General features: G+C 58.2%; 20 protein-coding genes. 10 read left to right on the top strand and 10 right to left on the bottom strand.

Features of this window, described 5'->3' with window-relative positions; all coding sequences use genetic code 11:
• The first annotated feature begins 40 nt into the window (after positions 1-40).
• From ydcS to H8F23_RS02260, 6 genes are all read left to right on the top strand, one after another.
• Complete coding sequence (gene ydcS, locus H8F23_RS02235) at positions 41-1,192, top strand: putative ABC transporter substrate-binding protein YdcS (RefSeq protein ID WP_099758096.1); 1,152 nt, start codon at positions 41-43, stop codon at positions 1,190-1,192.
• A 265-nt stretch (positions 1,193-1,457) separates the two neighbouring features.
• Complete coding sequence (locus H8F23_RS02240; RefSeq protein ID WP_194933276.1) at positions 1,458-2,495, top strand: ABC transporter ATP-binding protein; 1,038 nt, start codon at positions 1,458-1,460, stop codon at positions 2,493-2,495.
• A 16-nt stretch (positions 2,496-2,511) separates the two neighbouring features.
• Positions 2,512-3,432 carry an ABC transporter permease gene (locus H8F23_RS02245; protein WP_007908947.1) on the top strand — a complete coding sequence of 307 codons (921 nt, stop codon included), beginning with the start codon at positions 2,512-2,514 and terminating at the stop codon, positions 3,430-3,432.
• On the top strand, positions 3,422-4,246 hold the full coding sequence (locus H8F23_RS02250; RefSeq protein WP_194933277.1) for an ABC transporter permease: 825 nt from the start codon (positions 3,422-3,424) through the stop codon (positions 4,244-4,246). Before H8F23_RS02245 ends, H8F23_RS02250 begins: the two co-directional genes overlap by 11 nt.
• A 167-nt stretch (positions 4,247-4,413) precedes the next feature.
• Positions 4,414-5,838, top strand: a complete 1,425-nt coding sequence (locus tag H8F23_RS02255) for a gamma-aminobutyraldehyde dehydrogenase (RefSeq protein WP_194933278.1) — start codon at positions 4,414-4,416, stop codon at positions 5,836-5,838.
• A gap of 225 nt (positions 5,839-6,063) precedes the next feature.
• Positions 6,064-7,548 (top strand): APC family permease, encoded by a 1,485-nt coding sequence (locus H8F23_RS02260; protein ID WP_077571272.1) that lies wholly within the window; start codon positions 6,064-6,066, stop codon positions 7,546-7,548.
• 58 nt (positions 7,549-7,606) lie between these two features.
• On the opposite strand, the gene H8F23_RS02265 is transcribed toward H8F23_RS02260, so the two are convergent.
• From H8F23_RS02265 to H8F23_RS02275, 3 genes are all read right to left on the bottom strand, one after another.
• Complete coding sequence (locus H8F23_RS02265) at positions 7,607-8,164, bottom strand: hypothetical protein (protein ID WP_194933279.1); 558 nt, start codon at positions 8,162-8,164, stop codon at positions 7,607-7,609.
• A 304-nt stretch (positions 8,165-8,468) separates the two neighbouring features.
• Positions 8,469-9,107 carry an RloB family protein gene (locus H8F23_RS02270; protein WP_194933280.1) on the bottom strand — a complete coding sequence of 213 codons (639 nt, stop codon included), beginning with the start codon at positions 9,105-9,107 and terminating at the stop codon, positions 8,469-8,471.
• Positions 9,104-10,357 carry an AAA family ATPase gene (locus H8F23_RS02275; RefSeq protein WP_194933486.1) on the bottom strand — a complete coding sequence of 418 codons (1,254 nt, stop codon included), beginning with the start codon at positions 10,355-10,357 and terminating at the stop codon, positions 9,104-9,106. Before H8F23_RS02275 ends, H8F23_RS02270 begins: the two co-directional genes overlap by 4 nt.
• A gap of 300 nt (positions 10,358-10,657) precedes the next feature.
• Here H8F23_RS02275 and H8F23_RS02280 point away from each other — a divergent pair, with 300 nt between their 5' ends.
• Positions 10,658-11,170, top strand: coding sequence for a BRO-N domain-containing protein (locus tag H8F23_RS02280; RefSeq protein WP_194933281.1), 513 nt, complete (start codon positions 10,658-10,660; stop codon positions 11,168-11,170).
• Positions 11,171-11,220: 50 nt separating this feature from the next.
• Here H8F23_RS02280 and H8F23_RS02285 read toward each other — a convergent pair whose 3' ends face one another.
• Positions 11,221-11,406, bottom strand: coding sequence for a hypothetical protein (locus tag H8F23_RS02285; RefSeq protein ID WP_007908956.1), 186 nt, complete (start codon positions 11,404-11,406; stop codon positions 11,221-11,223).
• 392 nt (positions 11,407-11,798) lie between these two features.
• Here H8F23_RS02285 and H8F23_RS02290 point away from each other — a divergent pair, with 392 nt between their 5' ends.
• The gene (locus tag H8F23_RS02290; RefSeq protein ID WP_038357769.1) at positions 11,799-13,427 is read left to right on the top strand and encodes a glucan biosynthesis protein D; all 1,629 of its coding nucleotides are present in this window, start codon (positions 11,799-11,801) and stop codon (positions 13,425-13,427) included.
• A 209-nt stretch (positions 13,428-13,636) separates the two neighbouring features.
• Here H8F23_RS02290 and H8F23_RS02295 read toward each other — a convergent pair whose 3' ends face one another.
• The 3 genes from H8F23_RS02295 to H8F23_RS02305 form a co-directional block, all read right to left on the bottom strand.
• Positions 13,637-14,743, bottom strand: a complete 1,107-nt coding sequence (locus tag H8F23_RS02295) for an NADH:flavin oxidoreductase/NADH oxidase (protein WP_194933282.1) — start codon at positions 14,741-14,743, stop codon at positions 13,637-13,639.
• 285 nt (positions 14,744-15,028) lie between these two features.
• Entirely contained in the window at positions 15,029-16,738 is a 1,710-nt protein-coding gene (recJ, locus tag H8F23_RS02300) for a single-stranded-DNA-specific exonuclease RecJ (RefSeq protein ID WP_194933283.1), read from the bottom strand.
• 55 nt (positions 16,739-16,793) lie between these two features.
• Complete coding sequence (locus H8F23_RS02305; protein WP_007908961.1) at positions 16,794-17,336, bottom strand: YaeQ family protein; 543 nt, start codon at positions 17,334-17,336, stop codon at positions 16,794-16,796.
• A 146-nt stretch (positions 17,337-17,482) separates the two neighbouring features.
• On the opposite strand from H8F23_RS02305, the gene H8F23_RS02310 reads away from it, so the two are divergent.
• Together H8F23_RS02310 and H8F23_RS02315 are read left to right on the top strand one after the other, a co-directional pair.
• Complete coding sequence (locus tag H8F23_RS02310; protein ID WP_194933284.1) at positions 17,483-18,682, top strand: CaiB/BaiF CoA transferase family protein; 1,200 nt, start codon at positions 17,483-17,485, stop codon at positions 18,680-18,682.
• On the top strand, positions 18,609-19,589 hold the full coding sequence (locus H8F23_RS02315; RefSeq protein ID WP_194933285.1) for a TIGR02285 family protein: 981 nt from the start codon (positions 18,609-18,611) through the stop codon (positions 19,587-19,589). Before H8F23_RS02310 ends, H8F23_RS02315 begins: the two co-directional genes overlap by 74 nt.
• Before the next feature lie 176 nt (positions 19,590-19,765).
• Here H8F23_RS02315 and H8F23_RS02320 read toward each other — a convergent pair whose 3' ends face one another.
• The 3 genes from H8F23_RS02320 to H8F23_RS02330 form a co-directional block, all read right to left on the bottom strand.
• Positions 19,766-20,047 (bottom strand): DUF3509 domain-containing protein, encoded by a 282-nt coding sequence (locus tag H8F23_RS02320; RefSeq protein WP_093436783.1) that lies wholly within the window; start codon positions 20,045-20,047, stop codon positions 19,766-19,768.
• A gap of 164 nt (positions 20,048-20,211) precedes the next feature.
• Positions 20,212-20,619: a response regulator gene (locus H8F23_RS02325; protein WP_194933286.1), complete on the bottom strand. Its 408-nt coding sequence runs from the start codon at positions 20,617-20,619 to the stop codon at positions 20,212-20,214.
• A 117-nt stretch (positions 20,620-20,736) separates the two neighbouring features.
• Positions 20,737-22,110 carry a transporter substrate-binding domain-containing protein gene (locus H8F23_RS02330; protein ID WP_194933287.1) on the bottom strand — a complete coding sequence of 458 codons (1,374 nt, stop codon included), beginning with the start codon at positions 22,108-22,110 and terminating at the stop codon, positions 20,737-20,739.
• Positions 22,111-22,142 lie beyond the last annotated feature (32 nt).

Consider the following 22,142-nt stretch of genomic DNA (forward strand, 5'->3'; position numbering starts at 1 on the left):
ACAACTGCCCCGACCATAATTTAAAGAAGAGGGTTCAACCATGTTCGTGCACAAGACCGCACTGCTCAGTGCAATCACCACGGCCCTGCTGGCCAGCGCCAGCCTGCAAGCGGCCGAGCCGTTAAAGGCTGTCGGTGCTGGCGAAGGTCAGCTGGATATCGTTGCGTGGCCGGGTTACATCGAACGTGGTGAGAGCGACAAAGCCTATGACTGGGTGACCGGTTTCGAGAAAGAAACCGGCTGCAAGGTCAATGTGAAAACCGCCGCTACCTCGGACGAAATGGTCAGCCTGATGGCCAAGGGCGGTTACGACCTGGTCACCGCGTCGGGCGATGCCTCACTGCGGTTGATCGTCGGCAAACGGGTGCAACCGATCAACACCGCGCTGATCCCGAACTGGAACACCCTCGACCCACGCCTGAAAGATGCGCCGTGGTACGTGGTCAACCAGCAGACTTACGGCACCCCGTACCAGTGGGGACCGAACGTGCTGATGTACAACACCAACGTGTTCAAGACTGCGCCGACCAGTTGGAACGTGGTGTTCACCGCTCAGGATCTGCCCGACGGCAAGCCGAACAAGGGCCGCGTGCAGGCGTATGACGGCCCGATCTACATCGCAGATGCGGCGCTGTATCTGAAGTCGACCAAGCCTGAACTGGGTATCAAGGATCCTTATCAACTGACCGAAGATCAGTACAAAGCCGTGCTTGATCTGTTGCGCGCACAGCAGCCGCTGATCCACCGCTACTGGCACGACACCACGGTGCAGATGAGCGACTTCAAAAACGAAGGCGTGGTCGCCTCCAGCGCTTGGCCGTATCAGGTCAATGGCTTGATGAACGAGAAGCAGCCAATTGCTTCGACCATTCCTAAAGAAGGCGCCACCGGCTGGGCCGACACCACCATGCTCCACGCCGAAGCCAAGCACCCGAACTGCGCGTACAAGTGGATGGACTGGTCGCTGAAACCGAAAGTCCAGGGTGATGTGGCGGCGTGGTTTGGTTCGTTGCCGGCCGTTCCTGCGGCGTGCAAAGAGAGTGAGTTGCTTGGCGCTGAAGGTTGCAAGACCAACGGTTTCGACCAGTTCGACAAGATCGCCTTCTGGAAAACCCCGCAGGCTGAGGGTGGCAAATTTGTGCCGTATAGCCGCTGGACTCAGGATTACATCGCGATCATGGGCGGCCGCTAAGCCCGGGAGCACCTCGGTCTAGCTCCCTTTCCCCCTCGCCCCCCTGGGGGAGAGGGCTGGGGTGAGGGGGTAGCTTTTGCCTTTGCTCTTGATTGAAGGGCAACGGCCAATAAAGCCCCCTCACCCCCCGCCCTCTCCCGGAGGGAGAGGGAGCTAAAAGCAATTTCAGCGCCCTGCACACCTACTGTAGGAGCTGCCGCAGGCTGCGATCTTTTCGACGCACACACGACTTTTTTGAAAGCCCGTTTTACCGGAGCACCGCACCATGACGCTTGCAGTCCAGTTCACCAACGTTTCCCGGCAGTTCGGCGATGTAAAAGCCGTTGACCGGGTTTCCATCGATATCGAGGACGGCGAGTTCTTTTCCATGCTCGGCCCATCCGGTTCGGGCAAAACCACCTGCCTGCGCCTGATCGCCGGGTTCGAACAACCGAGCGCCGGTTCGATCCGCATTCATGGCGCTGAGGCGGCCGGTCTGCCGCCGTACCAGCGTGACGTCAACACGGTGTTTCAGGACTACGCGCTGTTCCCGCACATGAACGTTCTCGACAATGTCGCCTACGGTTTGAAGGTCAAAGGCGTCGGCAAAACCGAACGGCATAAACGCGCCGAAGAAGCTTTGGATATGGTTGCCCTCGGCGGTTACGGCGCACGAAAACCGGTGCAGTTGTCCGGCGGTCAGCGCCAGCGTGTGGCCCTCGCCCGCGCCTTGGTCAACCGTCCGCGCGTGCTGCTGCTCGACGAGCCTTTGGGCGCCCTCGATCTGAAACTGCGCGAGCAAATGCAAAGCGAACTGAAGAAGCTGCAACGCCAGCTCGGCATCACCTTCATCTTCGTCACTCACGATCAAACCGAAGCGCTGTCGATGTCCGATCGCGTCGCCGTGTTCAACAAGGGTCGCATCGAACAAGTCGACACGCCGCGCAATCTGTACATGAAACCGACCACCACATTCGTGGCTGAATTCGTCGGCACCTCGAACGTGATTCGCGGCGATCTGGCGCGTGAAATCAGCGGTCATCCGCAGCCGTTTTCGATCCGTCCGGAACACGTGCGGTTTGCCGAAGGCCCACTCGCCAGTCATGAAATTGAAGTCAGCGGATTACTCCACGACATCCAGTACCAAGGCAGCGCCACGCGTTATGAATTGAAGCTGGAAAACGGCCAGACCCTGAGCATCAGCCACGCCAACAATCAGTGGATCGACAGCAGCGCACAGCATCAGACCGGCCAGCGCCTGAGCGCGCGCTGGGCGCGGGAAGCGATGATCCCGCTGCACGATAACGTGGCGAGCGGGGTGTGACATGAGCACGCTCGCGATGACTGCATCGCCGCCGTTGCGCCGGTTTTCCAACCTGCTCTACCGCAAGCCCAACCTGTATCTGTCGATGTTGCTGGTGCCGCCGCTGCTGTGGTTTGGCGCGATCTACCTCGGCTCGCTGCTGGTGCTGTTGTGGCAGGGTTTCTACACCTTCGACGACTTCACCATGGCGGTCACTCCTGACCTGACCCTGGCGAATTTTGCCGCACTGTTTCAGCCATCGAACTTCGACATCATCCTGCGCACGCTGAGCATGGCCATCGTCGTGTCGATCGCCAGCGCCATCGTCGCGTTCCCGATTGCCTACTACATGGCGCGCTATACCACCGGCAAGACCAAGGCGTTTTTCTACATCGCGGTGATGATGCCGATGTGGGCCAGTTACATCGTCAAGGCCTACGCGTGGACGTTGCTGCTGGCCAAGGGCGGCGTGGCGCAATGGTTCGTGCAGCACTTGGGGCTGGAGCCGGTGTTGCAGTTCATTCTGGGGATTCCCGGCGTCGGTGGCAGCACCTTGTCGACCTCGCATCTGGGGCGGTTCATGGTGTTTGTCTATATCTGGCTGCCGTTCATGATCCTGCCGATTCAGGCGTCGCTGGAACGTCTGCCGCCATCGCTGTTGCAGGCTTCTGCCGACCTCGGCGCCAAGCCGCGTCAAACGTTTATGCAGGTGATCTTGCCGCTGTCGATTCCGGGCATTGCGGCCGGTTCGATCTTCACGTTTTCGCTGACCCTGGGCGATTTCATCGTGCCGCAACTGGTCGGGCCACCGGGCTACTTTGTCGGCAGCATGGTGTACGCGCAGCAAGGGGCGATCGGCAATATGCCGATGGCCGCCGCGTTTACGTTGGTGCCGATTGTGTTGATCGCGGTTTACCTGTCCATCGTCAAACGACTGGGGGCCTTCGATGCGCTCTGACTCTTCATCACAAGGGCAGGCCTCACTGGGCTTAAAAATCGCAGCCTGGGGCGGGTTGGTATTTTTGCACTTCCCGATCCTGATCATCTTCCTTTACGCCTTCAACACTGAAGAAGCCGCGTTCAGCTTTCCGCCGAAGGGCTTCACGCTGCACTGGTTCAGCGTGGCGTTTTCGCGGCCGGATGTACTGGAATCGATCAAGCTTTCATTGCAGATAGCAGCCATCGCTACATTGATCGCGATGGTGCTCGGCACGCTGGCTTCGGCAGCGTTGTACCGCCGGGATTTCTTCGGCAAGCAGGGCATCTCGCTGATGCTGATTTTGCCGATTGCGCTGCCGGGGATCATCACCGGGATCGCGCTGCTGGCAACCTTCAAAACGCTGGGGATCGAACCGGGGATGTTCACCATCATCGTCGGCCACGCGACCTTCTGTGTGGTGATCGTCTACAACAACGTCATCGCCCGCCTGCGCCGCACTTCGCACAGTTTGATCGAGGCCTCGATGGACCTCGGCGCCGATGGCTGGCAGACGTTTCGCTACATCATCCTGCCGAACCTTGGCTCGGCGTTGCTGGCCGGCGGCATGTTGGCGTTTGCATTGTCGTTCGACGAAATCATCGTCACCACGTTTACCGCCGGGCATGAACGCACGTTGCCGTTGTGGCTGCTCAATCAACTGAGCCGACCACGGGATGTGCCGGTGACCAACGTCGTCGCGATGCTGGTGATGATGGTGACGATGTTGCCGATTTTGGGCGCGTATTACCTGACCCGGGGTGGCGAAAGCGTTGCCGGCAGCGGCGGTAAATAACCGAATAACTGAAGAAACCGAACCCCGTGTAGGAGCTGCCGAAGGCTGCGATCTTTTGATCTTGATCTTCAACAGCAACATCAACATCAAAAGATCGCAGCCTTCGGCAGCTCCTACACAGAGTTCGGTTTCGGCAGAACAATAAAAGTGTTAGTGAGGACACAACAATGCAAACCAAACTCTTGATCAACGGCCAACTGGTCGACGGCGAAGGCCCGGCGCAACCGGTGCTCAACCCTTCACTTGGCGAAGTGCTGGTAGAGATCAACGAAGCCACTGAAGCCCAGGTCGACGCGGCCGTGCGCGCTGCCGACAACGCCTTCGCCGACTGGTCGCAAACCGCGCCAAAAGACCGCTCGCTGTTGCTGCTCAAACTCGCCGACGCCATCGAAGCCCACGGCGAAGAACTGGCCAAACTGGAATCCGACAACTGCGGCAAACCCTACAGCGCCGCGCTCAACGACGAGATTCCAGCGATTGCCGACGTGTTCCGTTTTTTCGCTGGCGCCAGCCGTTGCATGAGCGGCTCGGCCGGTGGCGAATACCTGCCGGGGCACACCTCGATGATCCGTCGCGATCCGGTCGGCGTGATCGCCTCCATCGCGCCGTGGAACTACCCGCTGATGATGGTCGCCTGGAAAATCGCCCCGGCGCTGGCCGCCGGTAATACCGTTGTGCTCAAGCCGTCGGAACAAACCCCGCTGACCGCGTTGCGCCTGGCCGAACTGGCGTCGGAAATCTTCCCGGCCGGTGTACTCAATCTGGTGTTTGGTCGCGGTCCTACCGTCGGCAGTCCGTTGGTTACGCACCCGAAAGTGCGCATGGTTTCGCTGACCGGCTCCATTGCTACGGGCGCCAATATCATTTCCAGCACCGCCGACAGCGTTAAACGCATGCACATGGAACTCGGTGGCAAAGCGCCGGTGATCATCTTCGACGACGCCGATATCGATGCGGCAGTTGAGGGCATTCGCACGTTTGGTTTCTACAACGCTGGGCAGGATTGCACCGCCGCGTGCCGGATCTATGCGCAGCAAGGCATCTACGACAAGTTCGTCGAGAAGCTCGGCGCGGCGGTCAGCAGCATCAAGTACGGCTTGCAGGATGATCCATCGACTGAGCTGGGGCCGCTGATCACAGCGCAACATCGCGATCGCGTTGCCGGGTTTGTCGAGCGTGCTGTGGCGCAATCGCACATTCGTTTGATCACTGGCGGCAAGGCTGTTGACGGTAACGGCTTCTTCTTTGAACCGACTGTGCTGGCCGATGCCCAGCAGGACGACGAAATCGTTCGCCGTGAAGTGTTTGGGCCGGTGGTTTCGGTGACCAAATTCACTGATGAAGCGCAGGCGCTGGAATGGGCCAACGATTCGGACTACGGCCTCGCCTCCTCGGTGTGGACAGCGGACGTCGGACGCGCGCACCGCATGTCAGCGCGGTTGCAGTACGGATGCACGTGGGTGAATACGCACTTCATGCTCGTCAGCGAAATGCCCCATGGCGGTCAGAAATTGTCCGGTTACGGGAAGGACATGTCCATGTATGGGCTGGAGGACTACACCACGGTTCGGCATGTGATGTTCAAGCATTAACAGCGAAAAGATCGCAGCCTGCGGCAGCTCCTACATGATGGACGCCGCTCCTCTGTAGGAGCTGCCGCAGGCTGCGATCTTTTCCGCGACACACGGATGATGTCGGCGATTCACCACCAGGCTTCACCGAAACCAAAACAATAACTACCGACCCGGGCGGCGCCTGCATGGCCCCGCCACGGCCTCGGCCATCCGAAATCTGCCGATTTCACGGAGCAAACACACATGAGTTCCTCACCCGATCTCGCCGCAGCCGTTGCCGACAGCGATGCCGAACAACTGCGCAAACTGGGCTACACCTCGAACTTCAACCGCAGCATGAGCCTGTGGGAAAACTTCGCCTTGGGCTTCACTTATCTGTCACCGGTCGTAGGGGTTTATACCCTCTTCGGTCTGTGCCTCGCCGCCGGCGGGCCACCGATGTTCTGGGCCTACTTGCTGGTCGGTTGCGGCCAATTGCTGGTGTGCCTGATATTCGGCGAAGTGGTCTCCCAGTTCCCGATTTCCGGCGGCGTTTACCCTTGGGCACGCCGATTGGTCGGCAAGAAATGGGCATGGATGGTCGGCTGGATCTACTCCATCGCCCTCTGCGTCACCATCGCTGCCGTTGCCGTCGGCGCCGGCCCGTACCTGGCCGCCATGCTCGGTTTTGAGCCAAGCAACAACACCAACATCGTCATCGCCCTGGTGCTGACCCTGTTCGCCACACTGGTCAACCTCAGCGGCACCAAAGTGCTGGCACGCATCGCCATGTTCGGTTTTCTCTGCGAGCTGGTCGGCGCGGTGATCGTCGGCGTTTACCTGTTGGTGTTCGAACGTCATCAACCGCTGAGCGTGCTGTTCAACACCTTCGACATCAGCGTCGACGGCTCGTACCTGCCGGCCTTCCTCACCGCATCGCTGGCGGGGATGTTCCTCTACTACGGCTTCGAGGCCTGCGGCGACGTCGCCGAAGAAACCCCGAACCCCAGCGCAAAAATCCCGGTGGCCATGCGCATGACCATCTACATCGGCGGCATCGCGGCAATGTTCGCCTGCCTGGCGCTGATCCTCGCTGTGCCGGACATGCAAGCGGTGATCAACGGCACCGACAAAGACCCGGTCACCACCATCCTCAACAACGCCTTCGGCCCGGTCGGTTCGAAAGTGGTGATGGGCGTGGTAATGATTTCCTTCATCTCCTGCGTCATCAGCCTACAAGCAGCGGCAAGCCGTCTGCTGTACTCCTACGCTCGCGATGAAATGGTCATCGGCAGCCGACTGCTGAAAAAGATTTCTCCTACCACCCAAGTACCGGTTGCCGCACTGTTCGTGTCCGGCGTCCTGCCCGCCCTGATCATCGCCCTCGGCTTCTTCCTGCAAGACGCCGTGGCCACCATCGTCAGCTTCGCCGCCATCGGCATCTACCTCGCATTCCAGATGATCGTCCTGGCCGCACTGTACGCCCGCAGCAAAGGCTGGAAACCGAGCGGCAAATTCACCCTCGGCGCGTGGGGCTGGCCGGTGAACATCGGCGCGCTGGTGTACGGCGTTGGCGCAATCATCAACATGGCCTGGCCACGTACTCCGGATGCGGCTTGGTATGTGAACTATGCGATGGTGTTGAGTACTGCGATCGTGATTGGTTTGGGGCTGGTTTATATGTGGATTGGCAAGCCGTATGACCATGGCAAGGCGCCGGCTGGGGATGCGTGGAAGGTGAGTCGCTAAGAGCGCTTGATCCCGGCACCGACAAGGTGCCGGGGTTCAGGTAAGCCGTGAAACATCATCAAAAAGAAAGATCTGTCTGATCGTGCTTCAACAGGGAAATACGGTCGAACAGTTTGATTTTTTCATTGGCTTTTTGCTTGGCGTGATCGGACATGAATGCAATCAACTCTTCGAGCTGACTGACGTCTCCGACCACTTTGAATTCCTTTTCCTTGTTGACGAAAACAAGCGACTTCTTCTTTCTCGACAACAATTCAATGACGTTGCTGAGCGTGCCGGTGCTCTTCGCGTCCCAGATCATCAAACCGTAGTCAGCCGCTTCGGCCATGACGACGTCTTTCTCGGTGAAGAAGGCTCTCGATCCCTTGGAATGTTTGGAGTCGACTGTTCTGGCGGGCCAGTGCCCAAGGTTGTTCCTCGGTGCCGAGCCGCTGCAGAACACCGTGGTTCTGGATCGTTCGAGACTCAGCAGGTACTCCTGAATGGAGGTATCGGCGCCACCTGCATCCCCAACCACCACCTCAAAATCAGACGCCACGATATTATTGATACGCTCTTTAACCTTCGGATCAAGGTTCTTGATGTTGATAGAGCCGGCAATAAATACAGTCGTCATTGAATTCACTTCCAAGTTAGCGCTGCGACGTAAATTTTCCCTACCTTCGGATATTTACGCAAAACAGCGCAGGCCGCGCCCATGGACGCCCCGCTATCAAACAAATCATCTACAACCAAAACATTCCAGCGCCCATCAGTGGTGATTTCATCATTGACGCTGAAACTGTCTCCAATCGCAGCAAACTTTGTGACCTTCGAGGAAAAATCTTGTTTCCTACAGTGGATGGCGACTGAATGGCCTTGGTTCAGCCAGCGCCTGCCAGCAACGTCTCGTCTCAGCTACTGGGGGGCTCGGAGAGGTCTTATGTGTCAATCGGCTGGGGCTTTGAGAGGGCTTCGAACTCATCCATCAATAGGTGAATTTCAGTGCTTGGGTTGTGTTCGCCACTGAGGGCCACATCCTCAAGAACTTTGGGGGCCAGCGCTCTTGCCTGCTGAAATGGCTTTCCGAGTAGCTGAGCGAAGTAGCTGACGTCTTTGCCTTTCTGATAGTCAGCCATGCTGGGTTTTGCTCTGAGGCTCTTGGTCACCAAATCAGCCGGAGAGTTCTTCCCGGCTGTGCTGAACGGTTTTCGACTGTAGCCAAAGTGCAGTAGCAGCCAAAACTCGAAGCACGGATAAGATGCGATGACTTGGATTTTTGGATAAGACTTCGCCACATTCAACGCTCGCCCGAAGCACATGTGGGTGTCTCGATCCAAAACACAGAACACCTTATCGAAGCTTTTTTGCCTTACGACTGCTCGCTCAACAATGCCGCTTGGATGTGTAACACCGCAGTGGACGATCTCAACCTGGGCCTTGGCCCGAAAATAAAACGCGGCTTCCTCCAGATAACGTTTCCCTGACTTACTGTCTTCACACAACACCAGCACCTTAGGCTGCGGTTTGAAGCGGGAAGCCTTGCGATCAAACGATTTGAACGAACTCACTACCCTCACCCCTGCCTTATCAGCGGCAGCCCGCGATAACGCCCTTCGAAGTAACGCTTCTCGACATCCTCGCTTTCCCGGCCTCCAAAATCGTGTACGGAAAACAAGCTCGTGGCGCCATGAGCATCACGTTCTGTAATCCAGAACTGGTCACGCCGCAGAATCTTTTCATTCATCAGATGGGTATCGTGTGTCGTGAAAATCAGTTGGGTATCCAACCCACTGTCCAGATGCTTTGCGATCAAATCAGCGACGATTTCGGGATGAAGACTGCTATTCAGTTCGTCGACGCAGAGGATCCCACTGCCACCGGCCTGATTCATCATGAACCAGGGCAACCAGAAGCCAATCAGGTTTTTGGTTCCGCAAGACTCCTCCGAGAAGTCGAACTGCGCATCGCCTGAAATGCTGGAATGCGTGAGGGTCAGTTTGTCCCTTTGAGCCGCCGCGAAGAACTCCTTCAAGGTCAGCTTTCTGTTGCTCAAGTCTGCACAGGCGTCATCCGGGTCGAGCTGTATCGCAGACACAGGAATATCCAGCGCACTGAGAAAATCGCGCAGGTTGCTCGTATGATTTTTGACCATTCGCAGAAAGCGAATCGAGGCTGTGGATAAGCCAAGCATGTTGTTTTGTTCAATGACTAGCAGACCGGTTTGAAACCAACTGAATGGAGTGCGCAGTTGACTCAACTCTTCGCTGCTATGAGTGACGGCTTGTGCAATAAACAGCATCGTCGGACTGGTCAATCGACGCCAGGCGCAATGCACTTCCTTGCCGCCCTCAAGGGTTTTACCAAACAGGTAATGCTCACCTTCAGCATCAAACCGGCGGTCATAAAGCAGTGTTTCCTTACCTTTCGGGTAAGCAGTCAGTTGTTCCTGAACAATCCTCTGCGCGGTCAGCCCGAGGACAAACCGATAGCGCAGTCCGCCCTGAATAAAGTCGTACTCAAAGACACTGGGCGCATCGCTCAGAGTGCAATCAAATCGAAAAGGTGAAACGGGCAGCGCTTCATCATTTGAACCAAGTGGTGTCGCCAGCAAGCGTCCGACGATGCCCATTGCGCGAATCAGTGAAGACTTTCCGGAGGCGTTCGGACCGTAAATAGCTGCAACCTTCAACAGCTCTGGAAGCTTTTCTGCGCTCGTGGAGGCTTTGAACGTATTGCGCGTTTTGCTCAGACGAGGGCTCGCCGCCATGGACAGGGTTTGCCTGTCCCGAAATGAGCGGTAATTGGATACCGAGAATTCGATCAACATGGAGAAAACCTGCAGTTCATTGCTTGGGTTTTCATGAATAAACGAAAAAACAGGCTTCAGATGCAGACGGACTGCAGCGAGTGCAAAAACAGGCATTTCCTACAGACACAGCCTTCCTGAAAAAGCCCCGTTTCCTACAGTTATTGTCGATAGAACAGACTTGGTGCGTAGAGCACACGGCAGATAGTCTTCTTTCCAGCTGTGACATCAGCAGCCCGGTGTCGAAGCCGGAAGAAAATCAACATGGCGCAACCGCGCTCATTTGAGTGGCGGCTCTATTCTCGATATTGGAGTCGACAAATGCATAACCACGTACAAATTCCTTCTGAAACCTCCGCTTTCTTCACCCCCACCGTCTTCACCCGCCACAACCGTTTCCTCCACGCCTTCATGCAAGATCACGAAGCCTGGTTCTGTGTTCAGGATCTCGGTCGCTTGATGGGTTACCCCCTGAACGAACGCCTCACCCTTAAACTCGATCCCGACCAGCGTCGCCATGTCCTCCTGCGTCGGGACGGCGAAATCATCGATTGCGCGATGGTCAGCGAGTCCGGCCTGTTTGCCCTGCTCGTCCATCACTTCGTCCCGGAAAACCGACACTTGCGCCAATGGCTGAGCCATGAAGTCATCCCGATGCTGCTCGAAACCCATTCAAGCCCTGTGAAAAACCACCCCAGCGTGAGTTCGATGCATTGGGCAGGCGTCACCGTGCCGCTGCTGCACTGGCAACAGCAGGCGTGGGTCAAATGGGGGGATGTGCCGGAGTTGATGCACGGCCAGCGGCCGTATCCAGTACTGGGAACGTGTAGCTGATCCAAATAAAAAAGGGGCGGACCTTTCAGTCCGTCCCTTTTTATTTCGACTCAAAACCGCGAAACACTCCGCATCGCATCCACCAGATACCTCATCGCGATCCGGTCATTCTCCGAAAGCTCTCGATAACGCTCCACCAGCTTCACTTCGTCAGAGCTGAGCCGGCGCCTTTTGCGGCCGCTGCCCAGGCAAGGAAAGATGCCCAACATGTCGGTGATCCCTTGTATTTTTGCCATGGACGATGTCCTTCAATACTTCAAAGAATTGCTAAACCACCACATCGCCCTGCCCCTTACAGCAGCGCCGTGTGCCCTACCGGTCAGCACCGGTCATGCCCATAGAATAGAAATTAAATCGGCGCTGAAAAGCGGTTTTTAGAGTAATTAGTCGAAAAAAGCAGATATGCCGTGTAAATCAGAACGCCCTGTCAGACTTTTAACCGACATGTCTTGTTTCATTGACACACTGACGCGGTGAATCAACGAATTTTGCATTGCGAGCGAACCGTTTAAGCTAGCCGGCATCTGTTAATAGTCCGTTGCGTTTGGCCGAAGGCTTGTCCGAACCGTTATTTCTGATCCAGCACGTGCCAGGAACGGCGCGGGATTGCACACGACAGGTTGTATTTATGCATCGCAGGAATTTGCTCAAAGCGTCCATGGCCATTGCGGCTTACACCGGTCTTTCGGCCACTGGCCTGCTGGCCAGCCGTGCCTGGGCGGCCAATGGCGGCGCCGCCGATGGCGAGGCGCAGGCCTTCGACTTCGAAGCGCTGAAGCGCCAGGCCAAGCAATTGGCCGGCAGCGCCTATCAGGACACCAAACAGGTGCTGCCGCCAACCCTGGCGACCATGACCCCGCAAAACTTCAATGCGATCCGCTACGACGGCGAGCATTCGCTGTGGAAGGAAAACAAGGGTCAGCTGGACGTGCAGTTCTTCCACGTCGGCATGGGGTTCCGTCAGCCGGTGCGCATGTACAGCGTCGACGCCAAGACGCGCACTGCCCGCGAGGTGCATTTCCGCCCGGCGCTATTCAACTATGAAAACACTTCGGTCGACACCCAGCAGCTCAAGGGTGACCTCGGTTTTGCCGGCTTCAAGCTGTTCAAAGCGCCGGAGCTGGATCGTCACGATGTGTTGTCGTTCCTCGGCGCCAGCTATTTCCGTGCGGTAGACGCCACTGGCCAATATGGCCTCTCGGCGCGCGGCCTGGCGATCGACACGTACGCGAAAAAACGCGAAGAATTCCCTGACTTCACCAAGTTCTGGTTCGAGACACCGGACAAGAACGCCACCCGATTTGTGGTGTATGCCCTGCTCGACTCGCCGAGTGCCACTGGCGCTTACCGTTTCGACATCGACTGCCAGGCCGAGCGCGTGGTGATGGAAGTCGATGCGCACATCAATGCGCGCACGGCGATTGAGCAATTGGGCATCTCGCCGATGACCAGTATGTTCAGTTGCGGCACCCATGAGCGCCGCATGTGCGACACCATCCACCCGCAGATCCACGACTCGGATCGTCTGGCGATGTGGCGCGGCAACGGCGAGTGGATCTGCCGCCCGCTGAACAACCCGGCGACCCTGCAATTCAATGCGTTTGCCGACACCGATCCGAAAGGCTTCGGTCTGGTGCAGACCGACCATGAATTCGCCAACTATCAGGACACCGTGGACTGGTACAGCAAGCGCCCGAGCCTGTGGGTAGAACCGACCACGGCGTGGGGCGAAGGCTCTATCGATCTGCTGGAAATCCCTACCACCGGCGAGACTCTCGATAACATCGTCGCGTTCTGGACCCCGAAAAAACCGGTGGCTGCCGGGGATTCGCTGAACTACGGCTACAAGCTTTACTGGAGCGCATTGCCGCCAGTGGGCACGCCGTTGGCACGGGTGCACGCGACCCGTTCCGGCATGGGCGGATTCACCGAAGGCTGGGCACCGGGCGAGCACTACCCGCCAGTCTGGGCGCGTCGTTTTGCCGTGGACTTTACTGGCGGTGGTCTGGATCGACTGCCGCAAGGCACCGGGATCGAACCGGTGGTGACGTGCTCGAACGGCAAGGTGCAGGATTTCAGCGTCTTGGTGCTGGATGACATCAAGGGCTATCGGATTCTGTTTGACTGGTACCCGACCAATGACAGCGTCGAGCCGGTGGAACTGCGTTTGTTCATTCGCACCAATGACCGCACATTGAGCGAGACCTGGTTGTATCAGTACTTCCCGCCGGCACCGGACAAGCGCAAATACCCTTGAGGGGTATGTAGCGCCTGATTGGGCCTCATCGCGAGCAGGCTCACTCCTACAGTTGATCTGTGTCGAACACGTATTTTGTGAACGACACATGCTCCTTGTAGGAGTGAGCCTGCTCGCGATCGCGTCCGATCAGGCAACGCAACGACAACCAGACAAAAACAAAGCCCCGGCCATCAATGACCGGGGCTTTTTGCTTTACCGCGACTGACTCAATCGCGCAGATCAGACTCATGAATCGGCTGATCACGATGCGTCGCGCGTTGATACTGCGCCGGCCACACCGCTTTGCGCCCACCCAGGTCATCGTCGGCATGCAGTGGCCAGTACGGATCACGCAACAACTCCCGAGCGAGGAAAATGATGTCAGCCTGACAGGTGCGCAGAATATGCTCGGCCTGCGCCGGCTCGGTAATCATTCCCACGGTGCCGGTGGCGATGCCTGACTCTTTGCGCACACGCTCGGCGAAGCGGGTCTGATAGCCCGGCCCGACCGGGATTTCTGCGTTGGCCGCCGTCCCGCCCGACGACACATCGATCAGATCCGCGCCGAGGGTGTGCAGACGTCGCGCCAGTTCCACGGTTTCATCCGGGTTCCAGCCGTCCTCCACCCAGTCAGTGGCCGACACGCGGACAAACACCGGCAACTCCTCAGGCCAGACCGCCCTCACCGCCTCAGTCACTTGCAGCACCAGACGAATGCGGTTTTCAAACGAACCACCGTACTGATCCCGGCGCTGATTACTTAACGGCGAGAGAAACTGATGCAACAGATAACCGTGCGCGGCATGCACCTCAACCACACTGAAACCGGCCTTCAGCGCACGTTTGGCGGCATCGACGAACGCTTGAATAACATCGGCGATCTGCCCTTCATCCAGCTGTTTCGGTTGCGTGTGTTGTGGGTCAAAGGCAATCGGCGATGGCCCGACCGGAGTCCAGCCGCCATCATCGGGTTTGACGCTGCCGTGCTTGCCGATCCACGGCCGATGGGTGCTCGCCTTGCGCCCGGCGTGGGCCAGTTGAATCCCGGCGACCGCACCTTGGGCAGTGATGAAGCGGGTGATGCGTTGCAGCGGCTCGACCTGTTCGTCGTTCCACAGGCCAAGGTCTTCGGCGGTGATCCGCCCGTCGGCCGTGACCGCCGTGGCTTCGGTAAATACCAGACCCGCGCCACCTACCGCGCGACTGCCGAGGTGTACCAGATGCCAGTCGTTAGCGAGGCCGTCGACACTTGAGTATTGGCACATCGGTGACACCGCGATGCGGTTGGGCAGGGTCAGTTGGCGCAGGGTGAAGGGTTCAAGCAGCAGACTCATGGGGCACCTCTCAAATCAGTGGGCAGGCTCCAGGGTTCTGTTTGAATAGTCGACGAGTGACAGGAAAAAGATGCAGCACCCGCCCCCGCGGGCAAAAAATTCGACAAGACGTCACAAGGCCAATCAAGCAGTGCTTAGAGCCTAGTCGACAACCGGGGATGAGGGAGGGTTCAGAGTGATTCAGTGTGTGAAAGGACGCTTTCGCGAGCAGGTCGAATCGTCGCACCGTCGCTCCCACAGGGGAATGCATTCCAAAATGTGGGAGCGAACTTGCTCGCGAAGACGTCAGCGCGGTTCGATGTGGGCAATCATCAGTTGTACCGTCTCATTACCCCGAAACTCATTAACGTCAAGCTTGTAAGCCAATTCAACCCACTGAATCGTCGGGTTCGGCCAGATATCCCGATCGATACCAAACGCAATGCCATCCAGTTTCACCGAGCCGCACTCGCTTTTCAGCACCACTTTCAGATGCCGTTCACCGACCACGCGTTGCTCGACCAGCTGAAACACGCCGTGAAACAGCGGTTCCGGGAAGTGCTGCCCCCAAGGTCCGGCATGACGCAGGGCGCGAGCCAGTTCGAGGTGGAACTCTTCAACCGCCAGTGTGCCGTCCGACAGCATGCGCCCGGTCAGATCTTCCTCGCGAAGTTGCCTACGCACTTCAGCGTCGAAGGCCTCGGCGAACAGCGCAAAGTTCTCCTGCAGCAAGGTCAGACCGGCCGCCATTGCGTGGCCACCATACTTGGCGATCAGGTTCGGATGCTGCGCCGCCACCACGCTCAACGCGTCACGAATGTGGAACCCTTGCACCGAACGCCCGGAGCCCTTGAGCAAGCCATCACCGGCATCGGCGAAAGCAATGGTCGGACGGAAATAGCGCTCTTTCATCCGCGACGCGAGAATCCCGATCACACCCTGGTGCCACTCCGGGTCGAACAGGCACAGACCAAACGGCATCGATTCGACCGGCAAGTCCTTGAGCTGCGCCAGCGCTTCACGCTGCATGCCCTGCTCGATGGATTTGCGATCCTGGTTCATGCCGTCCAGTTGCGCGGCCATTTCCCGGGCCAGATTGGCGTCGGTGGTGAGCAGGCATTCGATGCCCAGGCTCATGTCATCCAGACGTCCGGCAGCATTCAGGCGCGGGCCGACGATAAAGCCGAGATCGGTGGAGGTAATGCGCGCAGCGTCTCGCTTGGCCACTTCAAGGATCGCTTTGATCCCCGGCCGTGCGCGCCCGGCGCGAATCCGCTCGAGGCCCTGATGCACCAGAATCCGATTGTTGGCGTCCAGCGGCACCACGTCGGCGACGCTGCCCAGCGCCACCAGATCGAGCAGTTCGCCGATGTTCGGCTGCGGCTTGTTCTCGTACCAGCCGAGGCTGCGCAGGCGCGCGCGCAACGCCATCAACACATAGAAAATCACCCCGACGCCGGCCAGCGCCTTGCTCGGGAATTCGCATCCGGGCTGGTTCGGGTTGACCAGCGCATCGGCCAGCGGCAGTTCATCGCCGGGCAAGTGGTGGTCGGTGATCAGTACTTTGAGGCCAGCCTTTTTGGCTGCGGCAACGCCTTCGACGCTGGAGATGCCGTTGTCGACGGTGATCAGCAATTGCGGCTCGCGGGTCAGTGCGACCTCGACGATTTCCGGGGTCAGGCCGTAGCCATATTCGAAGCGGTTCGGCACCAGATAGTCGACATGCGCCGCACCGAGCAAGCGCAAACCAAGCATGCCGACGGTACTGGCGGTCGCCCCGTCCGCGTCGAAGTCGCCGACGATGAGGATGCGCTGGCGTTGCTCCAGCGCCGTCACCAGCAGGTCTACCGCCGCATCGATGCCCTTGAGTTGCTGAAACGGGATCAACCGCGCCAGGCTCTTGTCCAGCTCCGCCTCGGACTGCACGCCCCGTGCCGCGTACAAGCGGGTCAGCAAGGGTGGCAGATCACCGAGAAACGGCAGAGTGGCAGGCAGTTGACGAGGTTCGATACGCATGGGGTGACAGAGACTTCTCTTGATTACGTGGGATTATTGCGCTGGTGGCGCGGGATCAGCCGCGCTCACCTTGCAGCCATTGCAACTGGACTTCGTGCTGACCACGATCGTCAGTGACGAAGATCGTGCCTTCGCTGATCATCACGTCCCACTTGATAACGCGGGGCATGTCCTTGGCCAGGGTTTCCAGCACTTCTTGCGGGACCGCTGCGATGTTGACGTTCTTCAGGTTTTTGATCGCCGGGATCACTTTGGTTTCCCAAACGCGCAGGCTGCCATAGGCCAGCAGGCTGGTGCGCTCGGTGCGACGCGAGCACCAGGTCAGGCGATCAGCGTCAGGCTGGCCAACTTCGATCCAGTGCAGAACACGGTCGTCCAGGCTCTTTTCCCACAGTGCAGGTTCATCCACGTCTGACAGACCGCGACCAAACGACAACTGCTCGTTGTACCAGAGGGCGTAGGCCAGCAGTCGCACGGTCATACGCTCTTCGGTTTCCGAAGGGTGACGGGCGATGGTCTGCTTGACGCTCTCATAGACACTGCGGTCGAGGTCGGTGAGGTTCAGTTCAAATTTGTAGGTAGTGGACGGCTGGGCCATGAACGGGCTTCTTGATACGAGGAAAGTCGGCAAGTCTAACCGATGCGGTAGGCAATCATCGAATTGATGGCGATCAAGCTGCGGCGTCTGACCGCCGGCTATGTTAAAACGCTGTATCCGCTCAGCCTTGTCCTACAGGATTTCGCATGCCGTTCACTAGCAAACCGCTCTCGGGTCTGAAAGTCATTGAATTGGGTACATTGATTGCCGGGCCGTTTGCCTCGCGCATTTGCGGCGAGTTCGGCGCCGAAGTGATCAAGATCGAGTCACCGGACGGCGGTGATCCGCTGCGCAAATGGCGAAAACTGTACGAAGGCACGTCGTTGTGGTGGTTCGTCCAGGCACGCAACAAGAAGTCGCTGACGCTGAACCTCAAACACCCTGACGGCTTGGCGATCCTGAAAAAACTGCTCAGTGAAGCCGACATCCTCATCGAGAACTTCCGCCCCGGCGTGCTGGAAAAACTGGGCCTGGGTTGGGAAACCCTGCACGCGTTGAACCCGAAACTGGTGATGGTGCGCCTGTCCGGTTTTGGCCAGACCGGGCCGATGAAGGATCAGCCCGGCTTCGGTGCGGTGGGTGAGTCCATGGGCGGCTTGCGCTACATCACCGGTTTCGAGGACCGCCCACCGGTGCGCACCGGAATTTCCATCGGCGATTCGATTGCCGCGCTATGGGGCGTGATCGGCGCACTGATGGCGCTGCGTCATCGTGAGGTCAATGGTGGCACCGGACAAGTTGTCGATGTCGCGTTGTATGAAGCGATTTTCGCGATGATGGAAAGCATGGTGCCGGAATTCGACGTGTTCGGTTTTATCCGCGAGCGCACCGGCAACATCATGCCCGGCATCACGCCCTCCTCTATCCACACCAGTGCCGATGGCAAACACGTGCAGATCGGCGCCAATGGTGACGCGATCTTCAAACGCTTCATGCTGATCATCGGCCGTGAAGACCTGGCCAATGACCCTACGCTGGCCAGCAACGACGGGCGTGACAATCGTCGCGACGAGTTGTACGGCGTGATCGATCGCTGGGTCAATTCGTTGCCGCTGCAATCCGTGCTCGACCTGCTCAATCAGGCCGAAGTACCGGCCAGCCGGATCTTCAGCGCCGAGGACATGTTCAGCGATCCGCAGTACCTGGCCCGAGAGATGTTCCTGCAGGCCAAGCTGCCCGGCGGCAAAGATTTCAAGATGCCGGGCATCGTGCCGAAACTCTCAGAGACACCCGGCAGTTCGGAATGGGTCGGACCGCAATTGGGTGAACACAATGCGCAGGTACTTCACGATCTTGGCTACGACGAGAGACAGATCACCAAGTTGCGCGAAGACGGAGCCATTTAAGCTGAAACGCCGGCAGACATCGCACACCAACCGTGCCCATCACTGGTGGACGTGGCGGTTGTTCGGCTTGTTGTTTTTGCTCATGCTGTCGACCGGCGCGCAGGCGAAACCGACGCTGATCTGGTTACTGCGCGACCTGCCGCCACTGACCATTTTCGAAGGCCCGAAAAAAGGTCAGGGTGTGATCGACCAACTGATGCCGCTGCTGATCGCCGGCATGCCGCAATACGAACACAAGTTGATGCGAGTCAATCGAGCCCGAGGCATCCAGATGCTTCACGAAGCCTCCTTCACCTGCGACCCGTCGCTGATCTGGAGCAAGGAGCGCGCGCAATGGATCGCGTACTCCATCCCGGCCTTCCGCGCCGTCAGTAATGGGCTGGTGGTGCGTCAGAAAGATCGCGAAGTGTTGGCACCGTTTCTCGTGGAAGGTGAAATCGATCTGGCATCGCTTCTAGCCAATGGCCAAGAGAAAATCGGGGTCGTGGCGGAACGCAGTTACGGTGAAATAGTCGATGACTTGCTGCGCCAGGCCCCCAGGGACGCCCTGACGCCTCATTACGGCAACGAGGCCCTGAACAATCTGCTGCTGATGCAGCGCCTGGGACGATTACAGCTGGTGCTGGGCTATTGGCCAGAAATTCGTTATCAGGCTCATCTGGCGCACATCGCCGAAGACGAGTTGCTGTTTTATCCGATCCGCGGCACCGGTAAATACCTGTCGGGCTACATCGGCTGCTCCGACACACACCAGGGCCGTCAGGCAATCAGCGAAATAAACCAACTGCTGCGCACCCTTCCCCACGATCAACTGAACCAGTTGTACGCCGACTGGCTGGACCCCGCGATGCGAAGTGACTACCTCGAACAGGCCCGATCGTTCTTCGAGCAACAAGCGGCGCCATGAGCAAATCGCAGACAAAAGAAACCCCGAGAAGTGGGGAGACGACTCGGGGTTAAACGTGGCCTACATAAAGACCCGTAGCAGCAAGCGACAAGCACCGGAGCACAATGCTTGATCCTGCTGTTACCGGGTCTGACTGACAGGGATGCAGGAAGGTTCCCACAAAAAATATTTCATCTTTACAGCGCCGCACGTTTATCCAGCGCGGCGTTGCGCAATGCCGCGATCACACAGGGTTCCAGCCTTCCCTCCGCAATCAGAACGTCGCGGTGCAAGCCGTCAACGACATCGGTCAACTGGCGCTTGTCGGTCAGTTGCGCCTGATTGAATTCGCGTTCCACCACAATGGCGCCGTGACTGTTCTTCAAGGTCACCAGGCATTCGCCATGGGAACCGTTTGGAGACAACGAAACCTGATACGGGCTCAGAGCCTCACCGAGCAATAGACTGATACTTTCCATCTCGATCTCCACTCAATAGTCCGAAAACTGTGTGCCTGGGGCGTGTTCACAATAAATGACCACCGGCCCGAGAAGAAAGTTCTGCATACCGATCGCTCCGCTCCTGGAGTCACCGGTCTGTCAGAGCATGCACGGCGAAGATGACAGAAAAATAACCGTCCCCGTCAAACCTGGAGAGTTGGCGAAGCGGCGCTCAGGTAACTGTCGAGCAAACCGCGCATCAGCACCGCCGACACCGGGGTTTGCAGGCGCCCCAGCAGCCGCAGGCGGTGTTCACACAGCAAAGGCTCTAGATCGTTCAGCAGGCTTGACGCGACCGCCCCCAGCAGGATCAACGCACGCGCCTCATGCCGTGTCGCCAGATGATGAATCAGCGCCAGGCCATCGCCACCCTTGAGTTGCGGATCGCAAATGGCGATATCGACCGCGCCGCGATGGCCCAGCGAAGACAGCGCAGAGGCCAGCGACGGCGCCGTCAGCACGTCATAGATGCCAATGGCATTGAGCATTTGATGCAATGCCATCAGCTGGAACGGATTGGGTTCAAGTATCAGGACTTTAAGCGAGCGCATAAGCGACCTCTGGAGGCGACAATCGCGGACTCTCACCGCAGTTGTTGTCACTCTAGGGCAGGCGTCCTAAGCCTCCCATCGGAAAAGTAGTCGCGTCTTATAGGACATTTCCCATCTTCATTGCAGACATCGACACCCGCTCTCTGTACGACGCAGGGTGATGTCCGTCCAGCCCCCCAAAAGTCCACGCAGTTTGCCGTCGGCGCTGTAGAACGGCACTGTCCACTGATAGACGTCGCGGGGACCACTCTTGAATTGCAATCGGCGCTTGCTGAAGCGCGACTTGCGGGTACGCAACTGCACCAGGAACTCGTCGTGCAGCATCAGCGCCGTAGCCTGCGGCAGCGCGTCAACCTCGATCAGCAACTTCCCCAGCACCTGATCCAGTCGAATCGACAAGGCCTCCTCATAGCTGCGATTGCACATGATCAGCCGCCCTTGCAGATCACGGACGAACACCGGGTCGGGCATGGAGTCGATCAGCGCGTGCTGAAACGCCAGTTGATCGCCCAGATCCTTTTCCGCCGCGCGACGCAGTTTGATCACGGCCGTCAGTCGCCGATTCCATATCAGGAAAAGCAGGCCAAACACGCCGAGTCCGCCCATGCCCCAGCAACCCCATTCGAGCATCTGCTGCCAGACCGACGGCACGGGCACCGGTGCAACACCCTCCAGCCATTTCAGGCGGATCGCCCGTAACTCCGCCGCAGGAAAAGCCTCAAGGGCCTTGTTGAGAATACTCAAGAGCACTGGCATGCCTTTGCGCACGGCCAGGTTATCCGCTTCCCATTTGCCTTCGACCAGACCGCCTACCTTGAGCAACCCCAAAGGATAAAGCTGCGCGCCGATTTCGTTCTCGATGGTGGCGTAAGCTTCACCGCTCTCGACCAGTGCCCGCGCCTCGGCGTAGGTCTTGACCGAGCGAATCTCGATCAACGGGAAGTCACGCCGGATCATGTCTTCCAGCGCATGCCGGGCCGGCAGCACCAACACCCGTTGACTCAATTGCTCAAAAGCCTCCAGTCGGGGCGCGTCGGCGCGGCCGACAAACACCCAGCCCGCACCACCAAATGCATGGCTGTAATCCAGAAACGCCTTGCGCTCCTCGCTCATGGCCAGGGTCGTACTGATATCCGCCGATCCGCTTTCCAGACGTTCGAGCATGTGATCGGTGGAAAACGACTCCTGATGCACAAACCGCAACCCGGTCATCGCCGTCACGCGCTTGAGTACATCATTATTCAAGCCGCTCCACTGCCCGTGCTCATCCTGGAACAGATACAACGGGTACTGCAACGACGTCACCTTCACCTCGGGGTTGTCTCGAATCCACTGACGCTCGTGCGCAGCCAGTTCGATGGGCTGGACCCTGGAAGTCGCGGCATCGTCATGCAGCGCCAGTTGCGCCGCCTCGCTGCTGCGCATCAAAGCCAGTAATCCGAACAAGAACAGCCCACTCAGTGCCGGTTTCAAACCTCTATAAAACAGCATTGCCACTTCCTTCGTGATCGACTCACCCGTCC

Origin of the sequence: Pseudomonas neuropathica (genome assembly GCF_015461835.1) — a bacterium.
Classification (GTDB): domain Bacteria; phylum Pseudomonadota; class Gammaproteobacteria; order Pseudomonadales; family Pseudomonadaceae; genus Aquipseudomonas; species Aquipseudomonas neuropathica.

What these genes read in the sequence shown, in the direction of transcription:
- H8F23_RS02305 (WP_007908961.1), bottom strand. Translation starts at nt 17,336, where the DNA reads ATGGCCCAGCCGTCCACTACCTACAAATTTGAACTGAACCTCACCGAC.
- H8F23_RS02255 (WP_194933278.1), top strand. Translation starts at nt 4,414, where the DNA reads ATGCAAACCAAACTCTTGATCAACGGCCAACTGGTCGACGGCGAAGGC.
- H8F23_RS02295 (WP_194933282.1), bottom strand. Translation starts at nt 14,743, where the DNA reads ATGAGTCTGCTGCTTGAACCCTTCACCCTGCGCCAACTGACCCTGCCC.
- H8F23_RS02250 (WP_194933277.1), top strand. Translation starts at nt 3,422, where the DNA reads ATGCGCTCTGACTCTTCATCACAAGGGCAGGCCTCACTGGGCTTAAAA.
- H8F23_RS02325 (WP_194933286.1), bottom strand. Translation starts at nt 20,619, where the DNA reads ATGCGCTCGCTTAAAGTCCTGATACTTGAACCCAATCCGTTCCAGCTG.
- H8F23_RS02330 (WP_194933287.1), bottom strand. Translation starts at nt 22,110, where the DNA reads ATGCTGTTTTATAGAGGTTTGAAACCGGCACTGAGTGGGCTGTTCTTG.
- ydcS (WP_099758096.1), top strand. Translation starts at nt 41, where the DNA reads ATGTTCGTGCACAAGACCGCACTGCTCAGTGCAATCACCACGGCCCTG.
- H8F23_RS02320 (WP_093436783.1), bottom strand. Translation starts at nt 20,047, where the DNA reads ATGGAAAGTATCAGTCTATTGCTCGGTGAGGCTCTGAGCCCGTATCAG.
- H8F23_RS02310 (WP_194933284.1), top strand. Translation starts at nt 17,483, where the DNA reads ATGCCGTTCACTAGCAAACCGCTCTCGGGTCTGAAAGTCATTGAATTG.
- H8F23_RS02240 (WP_194933276.1), top strand. Translation starts at nt 1,458, where the DNA reads ATGACGCTTGCAGTCCAGTTCACCAACGTTTCCCGGCAGTTCGGCGAT.
- H8F23_RS02315 (WP_194933285.1), top strand. Translation starts at nt 18,609, where the DNA reads ATGCGCAGGTACTTCACGATCTTGGCTACGACGAGAGACAGATCACCA.
- H8F23_RS02290 (WP_038357769.1), top strand. Translation starts at nt 11,799, where the DNA reads ATGCATCGCAGGAATTTGCTCAAAGCGTCCATGGCCATTGCGGCTTAC.
- recJ (WP_194933283.1), bottom strand. Translation starts at nt 16,738, where the DNA reads ATGCGTATCGAACCTCGTCAACTGCCTGCCACTCTGCCGTTTCTCGGT.
- H8F23_RS02275 (WP_194933486.1), bottom strand. Translation starts at nt 10,357, where the DNA reads ATGTTGATCGAATTCTCGGTATCCAATTACCGCTCATTTCGGGACAGG.
- H8F23_RS02260 (WP_077571272.1), top strand. Translation starts at nt 6,064, where the DNA reads ATGAGTTCCTCACCCGATCTCGCCGCAGCCGTTGCCGACAGCGATGCC.
- H8F23_RS02245 (WP_007908947.1), top strand. Translation starts at nt 2,512, where the DNA reads ATGACTGCATCGCCGCCGTTGCGCCGGTTTTCCAACCTGCTCTACCGC.
- H8F23_RS02280 (WP_194933281.1), top strand. Translation starts at nt 10,658, where the DNA reads ATGCATAACCACGTACAAATTCCTTCTGAAACCTCCGCTTTCTTCACC.
- H8F23_RS02265 (WP_194933279.1), bottom strand. Translation starts at nt 8,164, where the DNA reads ATGACGACTGTATTTATTGCCGGCTCTATCAACATCAAGAACCTTGAT.
- H8F23_RS02285 (WP_007908956.1), bottom strand. Translation starts at nt 11,406, where the DNA reads ATGGCAAAAATACAAGGGATCACCGACATGTTGGGCATCTTTCCTTGC.